The organism is Paracoccus sp. MKU1 (genome assembly GCF_001447385.1).
Classification (GTDB): domain Bacteria; phylum Pseudomonadota; class Alphaproteobacteria; order Rhodobacterales; family Rhodobacteraceae; genus Paracoccus.
On record NZ_LLWQ01000219.1, the window covers coordinates 30,983 to 47,346 of the forward strand.

The following is a 16,364-nucleotide window of genomic DNA, read 5'->3' on the forward strand; positions in this document are numbered from 1 at the left end:
GTGCGGTTCCTGTGCTGTTCCCTCGCGGCGTCCGCGGTCAGTTCGCCGGCTGTTCGGCGCCGGCCTCGGTTGCGGTCTCTGCCCCCGCGTCTTCGGCGGCGGGCTGGTCTGCGGGCGGTTCTGTCGGCTGGTCGGCGGCCCCGGCTTCGGGCGCGGGCTGTTCGCCGGCACCTTCGGCCCCCGCCTCGGCGGCGGGTTCCGCGTCCTGCGCGGCCCCGTCCTGCGCGGCTTCAGGCGCGGCGGCCTGGCGTTCCTCGGGGGCGACGGTCATGCCGGGGCCGATCTTCTGCAAGCCCTCGACGATAATGCGGTCACCGTCATTCAGCCCCTCGCTGACGATCCAGCTGTTGCCCATGTCCTGAAGGATGGTCAACTGGCGTTGCTCGACCGCATTGTCGGCATCGACCACCAGGGCGATGGGCTGGCCGCGGCGGTCGCGGGTGACGCCCTCTTGCGGGGCAAGGATCACGTTGCGCGCCGTGGCTTGCTGCACCACGGCCTGCACATACATGCCGGGCAGCAGGATGCCCTCGGGATTGGCGAAGGACAGCCGCAGCGTCACCACGCCGGTCGTCTCGTTCACATAGGGCTCGGCGGCAGTCAGCCGGCCTTCGTGGCCGTATTCGGTGCCGTCGGCCAGCCGCAGCGTCACCTTGCGGTCCAGCTGGCCCTCGGCGCCTTGCGCCGCCATCTCGCGGCGAAAGCGGATGAGTTCGGCCGCCGATTGCGTCACGTCCACATGCACCGGATCGAGCTTGCGGATCACGGCAAGCGGCGTCGGCTGGCTGGCCGTCACCAGCGCGCCCTGGCTGGTCTGCGCCAGGCCGATCTCGCCGTCCAGCTCGGCGCGGATCGTGGTGCGTTCCAGTTCGATCCGGGCGGTCTGCAACTGCGCCTCGGCGACCTTGACCGCGGCCTCGGCGGAATCGCGGGCAGCGATGGCATTGTCGGTCGTGCTTTCGCTGGCGACGCGGCGGTCGCGCAGGGCGCCGACGCGCTCGGCCTCGCGGCGCGCCGCCTCGGCCTGGGCACGGGCCTGGGCAACGGCAGCCTCGGCCTGGGCCACCGCCGCCTCATAGGTGGTGGCGTCGATCCGGAACAGCGGGTCGCCGACCTTCACCCGGCTGCCTTCCTCGAACAGGCGCTCGGTGACGATGCCGTTGACCTGCGGCCGCACCTCGGCCTCGGCCGAGGCGGTAACGCGGCCGGGCAGGGTGGTGGTCAGGGCCACGTCCTGCGCGTGAAGTGTCACCACGGTCACCGGCTGCGGCGGCATCTGCGAGGGGTCCTGCGCTATGGCCGCCACGGGGAAAAACCCCGTCGCAAGCGGGAGGATCACGGAAATCGCCATGCGGCGCGATAGCGTGAACATCGTTTTGCTCCGGCATTTGCTGACGCCAGCATAACGAACAGCTTCGCACAGGATTATCAATCCCAAAACCGTTTCGGACCGAGACGTTACGCCACCGGCAAAACCCCGCGGAAAGCCGCGGGCAAGCCCGGTCCCTGCGGCGGGGCTGCCAGGGAATGCCGCTTGCCGCTTCGGCCGGGCCCGGGGAGGATTGGGGGAACGAAGAAGCGCCGGGCGCAGATTGGCCTTGCGGCGACTGGCACGAGACAGTAAGCAAGCCGGGCCTCGCGGGTGTAGCTCAATGGTAGAGCCGCAGCTTCCCAAGCTGAAGACGAGGGTTCGATTCCCTTCACCCGCTCCAGCCTTTCCTGAAAAGCGAAGTGGTTCAGCGCAGGCCCATCTCGGCCAGCGCCCGGGCGATTTCGGGCGGCAAGTCCGGCTCGTCCCCGCGTCCCGCCGGCAGGTCGGGCGGCGCCTCGGCGCCGGGCAGGTAGCGCCAGCCCTGGAAGGGGCGGCGGGGCACGGCGGCGACGCGCACCAACTCGGGGTCGAGAATCAGCGCGCAGCGGCGGATGCCGTCCTCGCCCTGCACCTCCTGCAACTCCAGGACGCGCTGGCGGGCCTGCATCACGCCCTTGAACACCCAGTAGATCGAGCCGCCGTCCAGCAATTCGGCCTCGCGCTTGGGCCACATGCGGGTGACGTGCCGGGCCGGGCCGCCGCCGAAGCGGTGCTTTTGCCATGCGGCGAGTTCGGCCGGATCGTCGCAACCGACGCAGAGTTTCATCAGGTTCAGGGATGCGCTCATGCGCCAGATATAGCCCGGCGGCGGGCCGGTGCAACCGGCTGGCTCGCTTGGCCCGGCCGCGCCGCCGGGCCTTGAACCCGGCGGCCCGCGGCGTTACGCCCGGGTGCTGGTTGTGGGAAACATCATGTCCGATCCGATTGCTCCACCGATCCGCAGGCAATCCCTGCCGGAATTCATCGCGATGCTGGCGCTGATCTTTGCCGTCATCGCCTTCTCGATCGATTCCATGCTGCCGGCGCTGCCCGAGATCGCCGCCGCCCTGACGCCCGAGAACGTCAACCGCGCGCAGCTGGTGCTGACCTCTTTCGTCGGCGGCCTGGGACTGGGGCTGTTCGTCGGCGGGCCGCTTTCCGACGCGCTGGGACGCAAGCCGGTCATCACCGCGGGTTTCGCGCTTTACGCCATTGCCGCCGTGGCCGCGATCTTTGCCGATTCGCTGGAGCTGCTGCTGGTGGCGCGATTCGTGCAGGGCATCGGCGCCGCCGCGCCGCGCATCGTGGCGCTGGCCATGGTGCGCGACCTGTATCAGGGGCGCGAAATGGCGCGAATCACCAGCTTCGTCATGATGATCTTCATCCTGGTGCCGGCGGTGGCGCCCTCGATCGGCGCGGTGGTGATCCATTTCGTCGGCTGGCGCGGGGTGTTCGGCTCTTTCGTGGTGCTGGCGCTGATCGGCAGCCTATGGCTGAACCTGCGCCGCCCCGAGACCCTGCCCGAGGCCGTGCGCCGGCCCCTGAACCTGCGCAGCCTGGCCTCTGCCGCGCGCGAGGTCATGGGCAACCCCCAAGTGCAGCTGGTGACCGTCGTGATGACGCTGGGCTTCGGGCAGATGTTCGCGCTGCTGAGCTCGGCCCAGCAGCTGTTCGCCGATACCTATGGCAAGGGCGACAGCTTTCCGCTGTGGTTCGCCGCCATGGCGCTGCTGTCGGGCAGCGGGACGGTCCTGAACGCGCGCTATGTCATGCGGCTGGGCATGCGGCGGATCGTCGGCTGGGCCTATGGCATGCAGGTGCTGGTCTCGGGCGCGATGACGCTTCTGGTGTTTTGCGACCTGCTGCCCGAGCCGTTGCGCTTTCCGGCGTTCTTCTTCTGGGCGGTCAGCGTGTTCTTCATGGCCGGCGTGACCTTCGGCAACCTGAATGCCATGGCGTTGCAGCGCATGGGCCATGTGGCGGGGATGGCGGCCTCGGTCATCGGCGCGGTTTCGACGCTGGGCGCGGTGGTGATCGCGGCGCCGGTCGGGCTGCTTTATGATGGGACGGCCCGGCCGATCATCCTGGCGACGCTGGTTTGCTCGGCGCTGGCGCTGATGCTGATGCGCTACGTGCGCGAGGGTTGATCGCCGCGGCCCGTGGCTGCGATGCGTTCTGATAGTTACCCACAGCAGAACGCGCCGGAGCCTCTTGCACAACCCTGCGACCTGGCCTAAAGAGCGCCCGTGTCGCCAGCCATAGTGCGGGCGCAGGCGTGGCCCGTTCGTCTATCGGTTAGGACGTCAGGTTTTCAACCTGAAAAGAGGGGTTCGACTCCCCTACGGGCTGCCACTTCATCATGATCCGTCGCTCTTTTCATGCGGTTATGGGGCGACCTTGCCCAACCTGTTGGATGGATTGGACAAGGTTTGCTCCGGTTTCACCCTTGCAATCCGGGCCAATCCCTTGCGGACAAGCAGTGGAAGGTTGGCGTTCTTGGTAAGTCGCGCTCGCGTTCTTCAGCCCGGGCATTCTGCGCGAGGGAGGCGCCTGAAGCAGGCCCGCATCACCATTCGGTGCCGCGGGCCTGGCGACCCATGCGCCAGCCCCCGACCGGGCGCGGCCCGCCATGGTGGCCGCGCTAGTGCTCGACGGCGCCGCCGGTCCGGCCGCGCTGCGCCACCAGACGGGCCATGATGCCCTGTCGGGTCACCTGGCCGCCGCCTTGCAGGGGAAGCATCTCGACGCCGGTCTGGGTCATCATCTGGATCACCTCGCGCACCGGGGTTTCGCGGTCGATGGGCTCGCCTGCCGCCTCGCCCGGCTCGGCCATGTCCTCGGCGGTCAGCACCGCCAGCGGATTCATATGGGCGACGAAATCCTCGACATAGGCGTTGACCGGATTGGCGATGATCTCGCGCGCGGTGCCGACCTGGACGATGCGGCCGCCCTCCATCAGCGCGATGCGGTTGCCGATGCGGAATGCCTCGTCGAGGTCGTGGCTGACGAAGATGATGGTGCGCTGGAACCGCTGCTGCAATTCCAGCAACTCGTCCTGGAGCCGGTTGCGGATCAGCGGGTCCAGCGCCGAGAAGGGCTCGTCCATCAGCAGGATCGGCGCCTCGGTGGCGAAGGCGCGCGCCAGGCCGACGCGCTGCTGCATGCCGCCCGAGAGGTCGCCCACCTTGCGCTCGGCCCATTCGGCCAGGCCGACGGTGGCGAGCTGCGCATCGACGCGCTTACGCCGCTCGGCGGCCGGAATACCGGCAAGCTCAAGCCCCAGCCCCACATTCTCGCGCACCGAGCGCCAGGGCAGCAGGCCGAATTGCTGGAAGACCATGGCGATGCGCTCGCGCCTGAGCCGCCTCAACTCGGCGCCCGAGGCTTTCGTGACCGAGGCCATGCGGTCGCCGTCCCAGATCCGCACCTCGCCCCGGCAGACGGCGTTGAGCCCGTTCACCGCCCGCAGCAGCGTGGACTTGCCCGAGCCGGACAGGCCCATCAGCACCAGGATCTCGCCCTCGCGCACGGTCAGCGAGCAATTGTGCACGCCCAGCACCTGACCGGTCTCGGCCTTGATCGGGCCGCGATCAAGGCCCTGGTCCATCAGCGGCAGCGCGGTCTGGGGCGCGTCGCCGAAAACGATGTTCACATTGTCGAACTCGACCGCGGTCTGCGCGGTTTGCATGCGTTCAGTCATCGTGCCCTCTTACCCGCAGCATCCGGTCCAGCATGATGGCGACCACCACGATGATGAAGCCGCTTTCAAATCCCAGCGCCGTGTTGACGCTGTTCAGCGCCCGCACCACCGGCACGCCCAGCCCCGAGGCGCCGACCAGCGCCGCGATGACGACCATGGACAGCGACAGCATGATGGTCTGGTTCAGCCCGGCCATGATCTGCGGCGTGGCGCTTGGCAGCTCGACCTTCCACAACAGCTGGCGTGGCGTGGCGCCGAAGGCGATGGCGGCCTCGACCAGCGCCTTGGGCGTCGAGCTGACGCCCAGATGCGTCAGCCGGATCGGCGCCGGCAGCACGAAGATCACCGTGGCGATCAGCCCCGGCACCATGCCGATGCCGAAGAACACGATGGCGGGGATCAGATAGACGAAGGTCGGCAGCGTCTGCATCAGGTCCAGCACCGGCCGCATCCAGGCGTAGAGCCGGGGCCGGTGGGCGGCGGCGATGCCCAGCGGCACGCCGATCGCCATGCAGACCACGCAGGCCGACAGCACCAGCGTCAGCGATTGCATGGTCGCGTCCCAATAGCCCTGGTTCAGGATGAACAGAAAGCCCAGGGCGACCAGCAGGCAGGTTTTCCAGCTGCGTTGCAGCCCCCAGGTCAATGCCACCGCCAGCAGGGTGAAGACCAGCGGATGGGGGAACACCAGCATCTTCAGGATGCCGCCGATCAGCCCGTCCATCAGCGTCGAGATGAAGTTGAAGACGACCGCGGCATTGGCATTGAGCCAGTCGAAGATCGCCTTGGCCGTCCGGCCCACCGGTATCTTGGTGTCGGTCAGAAGTGCAGTCAGTTGGTCCATGCGTCCCTTTCTTTCTGCCGTTTGGGGTGTTCGGGCGTCGGGGGGCCGGCAGGTGCCGAAAGGTTGCGGCAACACGGCCCGGACGCGATATCCCGGCTAGGGGAGAGGCAACCGCCCCAAGAGCATGGCGGCGCGGGCAGCAAGGCTGCCGGGCCGCCGCCGGATCTCACTCGGACAGGGCCTTGTCCAGGGCCGCGACGGCATCGCCGCCATCGGCGGTGGTCACGCCGGCCAGCCAGGGCTTGGCGGCGTCCGGGTTGGCCTTCAGCCATTGCAGCGCCGCGTCGGCCGGCGCCTGGCCCTCGTTCAGGATCAGGCCCATGACCTCGTTTTCCATGGGCAGGGTGAATTCCAGGTTTTGCAGGAACGTGCCGATGTTCGGGCAGGCCTCGGCATAGCCGGCGCGCACATTGGTATCGACCCGCGCGCCGCCGAAATCGGGGCCGAAGACCTCGTCGCCGCCGGACAGGTAGGTCATCTGGAACTGGCTGTTCATCGGATGCGGCTCCCAGCCCAGGAACACCACCGGCTTGCCCGAGGCATCGGCGCGCGCGACCTGGGCCAGCATGCCCTGTTCGCTGCTCTCGACCACCTCGAAGGTGCCGAGATCGAACTTGTTCTCGGCCACCATCTCCAGCAGCAGGCGGTTGCCGTCATTGCCCGGCTCGATGCCGTAGATCTTGCCGTCCAGCGCGTCCTTCTGCGCGGCGATCTTGCCGAAATCGTCGATGCCCAGATCGGCGCCGGCCTTGTTGGTCGCCAGGGTGTATTTCGCCCCGGTCAGGTTGGTGCGCAGCACCTCGACGGTGCCGGCCTCGCGATAGGGGGCGATATCGGCTTCCATCGTCGGCATCCAATTGCCCAGGAACACGTCCACATCGTCGGTGGACAGCGCGGTATAGGTCACCGGCACAGAGAGGATCTTGACCTCGGTCTGGTATCCCAGCGCCTGGAGCACGGTCGAGGCAAGCGCTGTGGTGGCGCTGATATCGGTCCAGCCGACATCCGAGAAGACGACCTTGCGACACTCCATCGGCTCCTGTGCCGTGGCGATGCAGGCCGTGGCGAGCGAGGCGACCAGCCCGGCGGCAAGAGCTGCGGCGGTGTGGCGAAATGTCATCTTGTTCTCCCTGGTTTGTTGACTGGCGAGTCAATTAAGGCTTTCATTGATTGACGAGTCAATCAAAGATCTGCCAGATACGGGTCTCTTGCGCGAATTTTCGAACGAAACTGCACAATGGTGTCCTGTCATGCCCAAGCTTGGCGCTGAACCTATCCGAAAAGCGGCGCTAATCAACGCCGCGATTGCCACTGTGGGGCGGGCGGGCTCGCTGGACGTGACCGTGGCGCAGATCGCGCGCGCCGCGGGCATGTCCTCGGCCTTGGCGCATCACTATTTCGGCTCCAAGGAGCGGATCTTCCTGGCGGCGATGCGGCATATCCTGACGCAATACGGCGCCTCGACGCGGGCGGCGCTGAAGGGTGCGGTGACGCCGCGCGAGCGGCTGGACGCCATCGTCGCCGCCAGTTTCGACAGCGCCAATTTCGAGCGCGATACCATCGCCGCCTGGCTGAATTTCTATGCGCTGGCGCTGGTCGAGCCCGAGGCGGCGCGGCTGCTCCGCGTCTATCACCGGCGGCTCAGCTCGAACCTGCTGGTGGCGCTGCGACCGCTGGCCGGGGCGGGGGCCGAGCGCATCGCCCGCACGCTGGGGGCGCTGATCGACGGACTCTATCTGCGCGCGGCCCTGTCCAACGAGGCGGATGCCGCCGCTGCCGAACGCATGACGCTGGATTATCTGGAGAAGGTGCTGCCATGAGCCATGACGCGCAACCGCAGGCGAGCCTCTATATCGACGGTGCCTATGTCGAGGGCGAGGGCGAGGCGCTGCCGGTGCATTACCCCTATACCGGCGCGGTGATCGCGCGGCTGCGCGAGGCGGCCCGCGACCAGGTCGCGCGCGCCACCGCCGCCGCGGCGACCGCCCAGCCGGCCTGGGCGGCGCTGCGCCCGGTCGAGCGCGGCCGGGTGCTGATTCGCGCGGCGCAGATCATCCGCGAGCGGGCCGAGGAACTGGCGCGGCTGGAGACGCTGGACACCGGCAAGCCGATCCAGGAGACGCGGGTGGCCGACTGGCCCTCGGGCGCCGATGCGCTGGAATATTTCGGCGGGCTGGCGCCCACCGTGACCGGGCAGATGATCCCGCTGGGCGGCGATTTCGTCTATACGATCCGCGAGCCGCTGGGGGTCTGCGTCGGCATCGGCGCCTGGAACTATCCCAGTCAGATCGCTTGCTGGAAGGCGGCGCCGGCCTTGGCCATGGGCAATGCCATGGTGTTCAAGCCCAGCGAGGAAACCCCGCTGGGCGCCCTGAAACTGGCCGAGATCCTGACCGAGGCCGGGCTGCCGCCGGGCATCTTCAACGTGGTGCAGGGCCGTGGCGCGGTCGGGGCGGCGCTGGTCACGGATCCGCGCGTCGCCAAGGTGTCGCTGACCGGCTCGGTCGCCACCGGGCAGCGGGTCTATGCCGCGGCGGCCGAGGGCATGCGCCATGTCACCATGGAACTGGGCGGCAAGTCGCCGCTGATCGTCTTCGACGACGCCTCGCTGGAGGATGCGGTCGGCGCGGCGATGCTGGCGAATTTCTATTCCTCGGGCCAGATCTGCTCGAACGGCACCCGGGTCTTCGTGCAGAGTGGCATCCTGCCCGCCTTTCTCGACCGGCTGGCCGAGCGCGTCGCCCGGATCAGGATCGGCGATCCGCTGGACGAGGCGACCCAGCACGGCCCCATCGTCAGCCCGGGCCAGGCAGCGAAGATCCGCGCCGCCATCGAGCGCGGCCGCGAGGAGGGCGCGCGGCTGGTCTGCGGGGGCGCGGGCGAGGGCGCCTTCATCCCGCCCACCGTCTTTGCCGATGCCACCGATGACATGTGGATCGTGCGCGAGGAGATCTTCGGCCCGGTCATGTCGGTGCTGGGCTTCGCGACCGAGGACGAGGCCGTCGCCCGCGCCAATGCCACGCCCTATGGGCTGGCGGCCGGGGTGTTCACCCGCGACCTGGCGCGCGGCCACCGGGTCGCGGCGCATTTGCAGGCCGGGACGGCCTGGATCAACGCCTATAACCTGACCCCGGTCGAGGCGCCCTTCGGCGGCGTCAAGCTGTCGGGGATCGGGCGCGAGAATTCGGCCGCGGCCATCGAGCATTATTCGCAGCTGAAATCCGTCTATGTCGGCATGGGAGGCGTCGATGCGCCCTATTGATCGGCGCCGCGCCCGTGGCGCGGTGGGCATGGGTATTTGGGCAACGGAGAAGCCCGCAATGGCGGTGCAGGGGAGACAGGCATGATCCCGGATTACGTGATCGTCGGCGCCGGCTCGGCCGGCTGCGCGCTGGCTTACCGGCTGGTGATGGCCGGCAAGCGCGTGGACGTCATCGAATATGGCGGCAGCGATGTCGGGCCTTTCATCCAGATGCCGGCGGCGCTGAGCTATCCGATGAACATGCGCCGTTACGACTGGGGGTTTTCGTCCGAACCCGAGGAGCATCTGGGCGGGCGCCGGCTGGTCACGCCGCGCGGCAAGGTGGTCGGGGGGTCGAGCTCGATCAACGGCATGGTCTTCGTGCGCGGCCATGCCAAGGATTTCGACTTCTGGGCCGAGAGCGGTGCGGCCGGCTGGGCCTATGCCGATGTGCTGCCCTATTTCAAGCGCATGGAGACCTCGCATGGCGCGGTCAGCGACTATCGCGGCACCGAGGGGCCGCTGCATGTGACGCGCGGCTCGCGCAGGAACCCGCTGTTCAACGCCTTCATTCGCGCCGGCCGCGAGGCGGGCTATCCGACGACCGAGGATTACAACGGCGCCCGCCAGGAGGGCTTCGGCGCCATGGAGGCGACGATCTGGGAGGGCCGGCGCTGGTCGGCCGCCAATGCCTATCTGCGCCCGGCCCAGGCGACCGGGCTGTTGCGGCTGCGGCGCGGCCTGGCGCAGCGCGTGATCTTCGAGGATGGCCGCGCCGTGGGGGTCGAGGTCAGGAATACCCGCGGCGTCAATGTGTTCCGCGCCAAACATGAAGTGATCCTTTCGGCCAGCTCGATCAATACGCCGAAGCTGCTGATGCTGTCGGGCATCGGCCCGGCCGAGCATCTGGCCGAGCATGGCATCGCGGTCAGGGCGGATCGGCCAGGGGTGGGCGCGAACCTTCAGGACCACCTGGAAATCTACATGCAATATACCGCGACCAAGCCGATCACGCTTTACAAGCACTGGAACCTGTGGGGGAAAGGTTCGATCGGGGCGCAATGGCTGGCGACCGGGACGGGGCTCGGCGCCTCGAACCAGTTCGAGAGCTGCGGCTTCATCCGTTCGGCGGCGGGGGTGGAATATCCCGACATCCAGTATCACTTCCTGCCGCTCGCCGTGCGCTATGACGGCAAGGCGGCGGCCGAGGGCCATGGTTTCCAGGTCCATGTCGGGCCGATGCGGTCGAAGTCGCGCGGCACGGTGCGGCTCAAATCCACCGATCCCAAGGACGCGCCGGAGATCCGCTTCAACTACATGTCGCATCCCGACGACTGGGCCGAGTTCCGCGCCTGCGTGCGGCTGACCCGCGAGATCTTCGCGCAGCCGGCCTTTGCCGAATACAAGGGCTACGAGATCCAGCCGGGCGACGGCGTGGTGAGCGACGCGCAGATCGACGCCTTCATCCGCGAACATGCCGAGTCGGCCTTTCACCCCTGCGGCACGGCGCGCATGGGCCGGGCCGACGATCCGATGGCGGTGGTCGATCCCGAGCTGCGGGTGATTGGCGTCGAGGGGCTGCGCGTCGTGGACAGCTCGATCTTTCCGCGCATCACCAATGGCAACCTGAACGCGCCCTCGATCATGACCGGCGAGAAGGCCGCCGATCACATCCTGGGCCAAGGCATGCTGGCGCCGCTGAACCTGGGGCCGGAGATTTCTCCGGATTGGAGAAAACTCCAGCGATCGGCTTAGGTTACGTCTCGTTCTTGGAGCTCTTTAGCAGGTCCGCAAGCCCGGCGAAGGGCTTGCGGGTCTGCGCCTCCGGCTCGGCTTCGGGGGCGTCGAGCGCGGCTCCCTCGGCACGCGGATAAAGCGGCAGCGCCAGCACCAGCGCCTCGGCCATGATCGCGTCGATGTCGATGAACTGGCCCAGGGGCTCCAGCTCCTCGTCGGGCATCTCGGCCTCGTCTTCCTCGGGTGTACCGATATGGGGCGAAAAGACGCGATGCACATCCTCGCGCAGGTCGGTCTCGACCGGCGCCAGGGTGACCACGCAGGGCTGCACGACGCGGGCCGCCAGCTCGCCGGTCACCTCCCAGGCGTCGCTGGCCAGCGCGCGGATGCGGCCGGAAAAGTGCAGCCGGGGCAGGGCGCTCAGCCCCAGTTCGGCCGCCAGCGCCGCGCGTGCCGGGGCGGCGGGAGAAAGCGCGAACTCGGTGGGCTGGCGCGGATTCAGATGGGCCACCCGGAACCGGGTATGCGGGGCTTTGGAATCGGTCATCGGTGGCCTTTCGCGGGCGGGTTCGCCCTGGGTCTGGATATTCTTGAGCGTGGGGCATGAGTTTGCTAAGCCGGTCGCGCGGCGTCAACAGGCGCGTAAAGGGACAGAGAGAAGATGAAGATTTCCCGGCGGCAGCTCATGGGTCTTGCACTGGCCGCACCTCTTGGCCTTTCCGCTTGCCAGGCCACCTATCGCAACCATGGCTATATCCCCCCGGAGGAGCAATTGGCGCAGGTGGTCGTCGGCCAGACCGCGCAATCCGAGCTTGAGGGGCTGATCGGCCGGCCCTCGGCGCAGGGGCTGCTGACCGGCTCGGCCTGGTATTACGTCGGCTCGCGCTGGCAGTTCTATGGTCCTCGCGAGCCGCGCGAGATCGACCGCCAGGTGGTCGCCATCAGCTTTGCCGAGAACGGCGTGGTCCGCAATATCGAGCGGTTCGGGCTGGAGCGCGGGCAGGTGGTGGTGCTGTCGCGCCGCGTGACCGATACCGGCGTGACCAGCCTTGGCCTGATCCGCCAGCTTCTGGGCAATGTCGGCCGCGTCCAGGCCGGTGATTTCCTGGGGGATTGACCGGGACGGCCGCCGCTGGGCGGCCTTTTCCGTTTCAGGCCGGTTCCGGCACGAAGCGCAGCGCCACGCCGTTGATGCAATAGCGCAGGCCGGTCGGCGGCGGCCCGTCCGGGAAGACGTGGCCCAGATGCGCGTCGCAGCGGTGGCAGCGCACCTCGGTGCGGATCATGCCGTGGCTGGCGTCGCGATGCTCGTCGATGGCGCCGCTGCCTTGCGCGGAACTGGGCCGGGAAAAACTGGGCCAGCCGCAATGGCTTTCGAACTTGGCGTCGCCGTCGAACAGCCGCGCCCCGCAACAGACGCATTCGTAATGCCCCGGCCCCTCGGGAAAGCCCGGATGCGAGAACGGCCGCTCGGTCCCCGCCTGCCGGGTCACGCGATAGGTTTCCGGGTCCAGCTGCGCCCGCCACTCCGCATCGGTCTTGGTGATCCGCTCTGACATCTTGGCCCTTCATTCCTGCTATGCTGCTGTTACAAGATAGGCGCAGTATGGGCAGTAGCAAGTCGGAGCGGGGCCGGTTCACGGGCCGGGCGGGGACGCCATGATGTCACTGAGCAAGGGCCGTTACCAGGTTGGCTTTGCCGAAAACGCCCAGGAAATCCGCGAGGCGCAACGGCTGCGCTGGCTTTGCTTCCTGAGCCGCCATCCGGATGCAGGGGCGCCCGAGGCGCTGGATGCCGACGATTACGACGACCGCTGCAACCATGTGCTGATTCGCGACGGCGGCAGCGGCGCTCTGGTTGCGTGCTTTCGCATGCTGACGCTGTCGGACGGAGCCAAGATCGGCGACAGCTATGCGGCGCGCTATTACAACCTGTCGCGGTTGCGCGATTTCCGCGGCCGCATGGTCGAGATCGGCCGTTTCTGCATCCATCCTGAACGGCATGACCCGGATATCCTGCGCCTGGCCTGGGGTGCGCTGGCCCGCCATGTCGATGCGCAGGGGATCGATATGCTGTTCGGCTGCTCCAGCTTCATTGGCACCGACACCCATGGCTATGAGGACGCCTTTGCCATGCTGCGCGAGCGGCATCTGGCGCCGAAACGCTGGCTGCCGCGGGTCAAGGCGCCGCAGGTGTTTCGCTTTGCCCGCGCCTTGCGGCTGCGCCAGGCGGATCCGCGCCGGGCCATGGCGGCCATGCCACCGCTTCTGCGCTCCTATCTCGCCATGGGGGGCTGGGTCAGCGATCATGCGGTGGTGGACCGCCAGCTCGACACGCTGCATGTCTTCACCGGGCTTGAGATCCGCGCCATTCCGCCGGGGCGGGCGAAGCTCTTGCGCGCGGCGGGGGCGTAAGCCGGCTTTGCATCCGGCCGCGAAACCGCCTATCTGCGCGGGCATGAGCGACAGATTCCAATTCACCGTCTCGGCCACTGACGGCCGCGCCCGCGCCGGTGTCATCCAGACGCCGCGGGGCGAGATCCGCACCCCCGCCTTCATGCCGGTCGGCACCGCCGCCACGGTCAAGGCCATGCTGCCCGAATCGGTGCGCGCCACCGGTGCCGACATCCTGCTGGGCAACACCTATCACCTGATGCTGCGCCCGGGTGCCGAGCGCATCGCCCGGCTGGGCGGGCTGCACAAGTTCATGAACTGGCCGCGCCCGATCCTGACCGATTCGGGCGGCTTCCAGGTCATGTCGCTGTCCAGCCTGCGCAAGCTGACCGAAGAGGGCGTGACCTTCTCTAGCCATGTCGACGGCTCCAAGCATCACCTCTCGCCCGAAACCAGCATGGAGATCCAGCGCCTGCTGGGCTCGGACATCGTCATGGCCTTCGACGAATGCCCGGCGCTGCCGGCGACCGAAGAGGTGGTGGCGAAATCCATGCGCATGTCGATGCGTTGGGCGCAGCGCTCGCGCGATGCCTTCGGCGACCGGCCCGGCCATGCGCTGTTCGGCATCATGCAGGGCGGCGTGACCCGCGAATTGCGCGAGGAATCCGCAGAGGCGCTGAAGGCCATCGGCTTCGACGGCTATGCCATCGGCGGCCTTGCGGTGGGCGAGGGGCAGGAGGCGATGTTCGGGGTGCTGGACTATGCGCCGGGCTTCCTGCCGCAGGACAAGCCGCGTTACCTGATGGGCGTCGGCAAGCCCGACGACATCGTCGGCGCGGTGCTGCGCGGCGTGGACATGATGGATTGCGTGCTGCCCTCGCGCTCGGGGCGCACGGGGCAGGCCTGGACCCGGCGCGGGCAGGTGAACATCAAGAACGCGCGGCATGCCGACGACCCGCGCCCGCTGGACGAAGATTGCACCTGTCCGGCTTGCACCGGCTATTCGCGTGCCTATCTGCATCATGTTTTCCGCACCGGCGAGATGATCTCGGGCATGCTGCTGACCTGGCACAACCTGCATTACTTTCAGGAGCTGATGGCCGGGCTGCGCGATGCCATCGGGCGCGGCGCCCTGGCCGGCTTTGTCGCCGAATTCGAGGCAATGCGGGCACAGGGCGACATCGATCCACTGTGAAATGCCGGGTCGTGCCTTGAATTTCGGCGAAGCTTCGATAATCCCGATGAGAATCGCCGGCGGAAAGACCGCTCCCCTGAAAGAACCCTATGCCCGCAAAAGCAACGAACGATCAAAAACACGAGATTCGCACCCTCACCACCACGGCCGAACTGGCGGAATTCTGTGCCCTGGCCAAGACCCAGCCCTATGTCACGCTTGACACCGAATTCCTGCGCGAGCGGACCTATTATTCCCGGCTTTGCCTGATCCAGGCCGCGCTGCCCCCCGCCTCGGCGGTGAAGACGGCGGGCGGCTCCGCCGTGCTGATCGACCCCCTGGCGGACGGGCTGTCGCTGGAGCCGCTCTACGAGCTTTTCCGCCACAAGGCGACGGTCAAGGTGTTCCATGCGGCGCGGCAGGATCTGGAGATCTTCTTCCACGACGCCGGCGTGATGCCCGATCCGCTGTTCGACACCCAGATCGCCGCCATGGTCTGCGGCTTCGGCGAGCAGGTCGGCTATGAAACGCTGGTCAAGAAGATCGCCCGCCAGCCGCTGGACAAGTCGTCGCGTTTCACCGACTGGTCGCACCGGCCGCTTTCGGATGCGCAGGCGGCCTATGCGCTGGCCGATGTGACGCATCTGCGGGCGATCTACGAGTTCCTCTCGACCCAGCTCGACAAGACCGGCCGCGCGCCTTGGCTGGCCGAGGAGGTCGCGGTGCTCCTGAACCCCGAAACCTACATCACCCGCCCCGAGGAGGCTTGGGAGCGGGTGCGCACCCGCTCGGGCTCGCCGCGCTTCCTGGCGGTGGTGCGCGAACTGGCCCGCTTCCGCGAGACCTATGCGCAGGAGCGTGACATCCCCCGCACCCGGGTGTTCAAGGACGACGCGCTGATCGAGCTGGCCTCAACCAAGCCGCTGACCGAGGCCGATCTGGCCAAGTCCCGGCTGCTTCTGCGCGATGCCCGCCGGGGCGAGATCGCCAACGGCATCCTTTCGGCGGTCAAGGCCGGGGTCGAGGCGCGTGACCTGCCCAAGCCGCCCCCCGATGAACCGGGCCGTCCCGGCAATGCCGCGCTGGCCGATCTGCTGCGAGTGCTGCTGAAGGCCAAGGCCGATGCGGCCGGGGTGGCGCCGCGGCTGATCGCCTCGGCCGCCGAACTGGACGCCATCGCCTCGGGCGCGCGCGACCTGCCGGCGCTGACCGGCTGGCGGGCCGAGGTCTTCGGCCGCGACGCGCTGCGGCTCGCCTCGGGCGAGATCGCGCTTTCCGCGCAGGGCGGTGCGGTCAAGGTGGTTCAGGTGCCGCGGTGACGGGGCGTTGTACTAAAAATATAGATAGATCTGGACAGCGTGGAGAAGTCCCGTGGCGCGAAAAAAGGATATTGATGTTTTCCTCGATGCCGTCCGGGCGGCGGATGGCAGGATTGGGAACCGGGCGCTGCGCGAATTGCTGGGCTGGGCCGACGAGAAATACTGGGGAATCCACCAGCAGCTTTTCGAGGCCGGCAAGATTGAAAAAGGCCGAGGGAACGGCGGCACAGTCATCCTTGCTGGGAATGACAATCCGGTTGTCGTGGCAGAGGCGGCGGCGCGTCAGGAAAAGGTCAGTGAACTGATTTCCGAAGCCAGCGCGCTTGCTCAGACCGATATCCGTGAACTTGAACTTTATGAACCTGTCTTGCGGCAGCTTCAGAAAAGCTGGGCAGCGAGGCTTGGCCTGTACGAGTCCCATTGCGAGATCACTGCGTTGCAGGGGCGGCGTGATACTGGCGGCAGTTGGTCGCGTCCCGATCTTGTCGTGGTCGGGGTGAAGAAATACGAGTTCTTGCCCGACAAGATCCTCGATGTATTCAGCTTCGAGGTTAAGCCGGCATACGATATTTCGATCAAGGGCGTGCTGGAGGCTTTAGCGCAC

At 67.6% G+C, this 16,364-nt stretch carries 16 protein-coding genes and 2 tRNA genes; 11 read left to right on the forward strand and 7 right to left on the reverse strand.

What is annotated here, in order from left to right; all coding sequences use genetic code 11:
- Window positions 1-37: 37 nt before the first annotated feature.
- Complete coding sequence (locus AQY21_RS24505; RefSeq protein WP_058100203.1) at window positions 38-1,372, reverse strand: efflux RND transporter periplasmic adaptor subunit; 1,335 nt, start codon at window positions 1,370-1,372, stop codon at window positions 38-40.
- Window positions 1,373-1,638: 266 nt separating this feature from the next.
- On the opposite strand from AQY21_RS24505, the gene AQY21_RS24510 reads away from it, so the two are divergent.
- Window positions 1,639-1,712: transfer RNA gene (locus AQY21_RS24510), tRNA-Gly, on the forward strand.
- 24 nt (window positions 1,713-1,736) lie between these two features.
- Here the strand turns inward: AQY21_RS24510 and AQY21_RS24515 are convergent.
- Complete coding sequence (locus tag AQY21_RS24515) at window positions 1,737-2,159, reverse strand: DUF1489 family protein (protein ID WP_058100204.1); 423 nt, start codon at window positions 2,157-2,159, stop codon at window positions 1,737-1,739.
- 124 nt (window positions 2,160-2,283) lie between these two features.
- Between AQY21_RS24515 and AQY21_RS24520 the strand changes: the two genes are divergently transcribed.
- Complete coding sequence (locus AQY21_RS24520; RefSeq protein ID WP_058100217.1) at window positions 2,284-3,498, forward strand: Bcr/CflA family efflux MFS transporter; 1,215 nt, start codon at window positions 2,284-2,286, stop codon at window positions 3,496-3,498.
- A 130-nt stretch (window positions 3,499-3,628) separates the two neighbouring features.
- Window positions 3,629-3,703 (forward strand) — tRNA-Glu (locus AQY21_RS24525).
- A 289-nt stretch (window positions 3,704-3,992) separates the two neighbouring features.
- Here the strand turns inward: AQY21_RS24525 and choV are convergent.
- The 3 genes from choV to AQY21_RS24540 form a co-directional block, all read right to left on the reverse strand.
- Window positions 3,993-5,051, reverse strand: a complete 1,059-nt coding sequence (gene choV, locus AQY21_RS24530) for a choline ABC transporter ATP-binding protein (protein ID WP_058100205.1) — start codon at window positions 5,049-5,051, stop codon at window positions 3,993-3,995.
- Window positions 5,044-5,895: a choline ABC transporter permease subunit gene (choW, locus tag AQY21_RS24535; RefSeq protein ID WP_058100206.1), complete on the reverse strand. Its 852-nt coding sequence runs from the start codon at window positions 5,893-5,895 to the stop codon at window positions 5,044-5,046. The genes choV and choW overlap by 8 nt, the downstream gene beginning before the upstream one ends.
- Window positions 5,896-6,061: 166 nt before the next feature.
- Window positions 6,062-7,015 (reverse strand): choline ABC transporter substrate-binding protein, encoded by a 954-nt coding sequence (locus AQY21_RS24540; protein ID WP_058100207.1) that lies wholly within the window; start codon window positions 7,013-7,015, stop codon window positions 6,062-6,064.
- A gap of 130 nt (window positions 7,016-7,145) precedes the next feature.
- On the opposite strand from AQY21_RS24540, the gene betI reads away from it, so the two are divergent.
- The 3 genes from betI to betA all read left to right on the forward strand — a co-directional run bounded on the left by betI (window position 7,146) and on the right by betA (window position 10,891).
- Window positions 7,146-7,715 (forward strand): transcriptional regulator BetI, encoded by a 570-nt coding sequence (gene betI, locus AQY21_RS24545; protein ID WP_058100208.1) that lies wholly within the window; start codon window positions 7,146-7,148, stop codon window positions 7,713-7,715.
- Window positions 7,712-9,157, forward strand: coding sequence for a betaine-aldehyde dehydrogenase (betB, locus tag AQY21_RS24550; protein ID WP_058100209.1), 1,446 nt, complete (start codon window positions 7,712-7,714; stop codon window positions 9,155-9,157). The genes betI and betB overlap by 4 nt, the downstream gene beginning before the upstream one ends.
- An 81-nt stretch (window positions 9,158-9,238) precedes the next feature.
- The gene (betA, locus tag AQY21_RS24555; protein WP_058100210.1) at window positions 9,239-10,891 is read left to right on the forward strand and encodes a choline dehydrogenase; all 1,653 of its coding nucleotides are present in this window, start codon (window positions 9,239-9,241) and stop codon (window positions 10,889-10,891) included.
- 1 nt (window position 10,892) lies between these two features.
- On the opposite strand, the gene AQY21_RS24560 is transcribed toward betA, so the two are convergent.
- Window positions 10,893-11,420, reverse strand: coding sequence for a DUF177 domain-containing protein (locus AQY21_RS24560; RefSeq protein WP_058100211.1), 528 nt, complete (start codon window positions 11,418-11,420; stop codon window positions 10,893-10,895).
- Between the two features lie 114 nt (window positions 11,421-11,534).
- Between AQY21_RS24560 and AQY21_RS24565 the strand changes: the two genes are divergently transcribed.
- A complete protein-coding gene (locus AQY21_RS24565; protein WP_058100212.1) occupies window positions 11,535-11,990 on the forward strand; it encodes an outer membrane protein assembly factor BamE in 456 nt (151 codons plus the stop codon).
- A 34-nt stretch (window positions 11,991-12,024) separates the two neighbouring features.
- Here the strand turns inward: AQY21_RS24565 and msrB are convergent, their stop codons facing one another.
- Window positions 12,025-12,432 (reverse strand): peptide-methionine (R)-S-oxide reductase MsrB, encoded by a 408-nt coding sequence (msrB, locus tag AQY21_RS24570; RefSeq protein ID WP_058100213.1) that lies wholly within the window; start codon window positions 12,430-12,432, stop codon window positions 12,025-12,027.
- Between the two features lie 100 nt (window positions 12,433-12,532).
- Between msrB and AQY21_RS24575 the strand changes: the two genes are divergently transcribed.
- The 4 genes from AQY21_RS24575 to AQY21_RS24590 form a co-directional block, all read left to right on the forward strand.
- Window positions 12,533-13,288 carry a GNAT family N-acetyltransferase gene (locus AQY21_RS24575; RefSeq protein WP_058100214.1) on the forward strand — a complete coding sequence of 252 codons (756 nt, stop codon included), beginning with the start codon at window positions 12,533-12,535 and terminating at the stop codon, window positions 13,286-13,288.
- Between the two features lie 43 nt (window positions 13,289-13,331).
- A complete protein-coding gene (tgt, locus tag AQY21_RS24580; protein ID WP_058100215.1) occupies window positions 13,332-14,462 on the forward strand; it encodes a tRNA guanosine(34) transglycosylase Tgt in 1,131 nt (376 codons plus the stop codon).
- Between the two features lie 125 nt (window positions 14,463-14,587).
- Window positions 14,588-15,760, forward strand: a complete 1,173-nt coding sequence (gene rnd / locus AQY21_RS24585; protein WP_058100218.1) for a ribonuclease D — start codon at window positions 14,588-14,590, stop codon at window positions 15,758-15,760.
- Between the two features lie 52 nt (window positions 15,761-15,812).
- A partial coding sequence (locus tag AQY21_RS24590) for a hypothetical protein (protein ID WP_058100216.1) occupies window positions 15,813-16,364 on the forward strand: 552 nt, incomplete at its 3' end.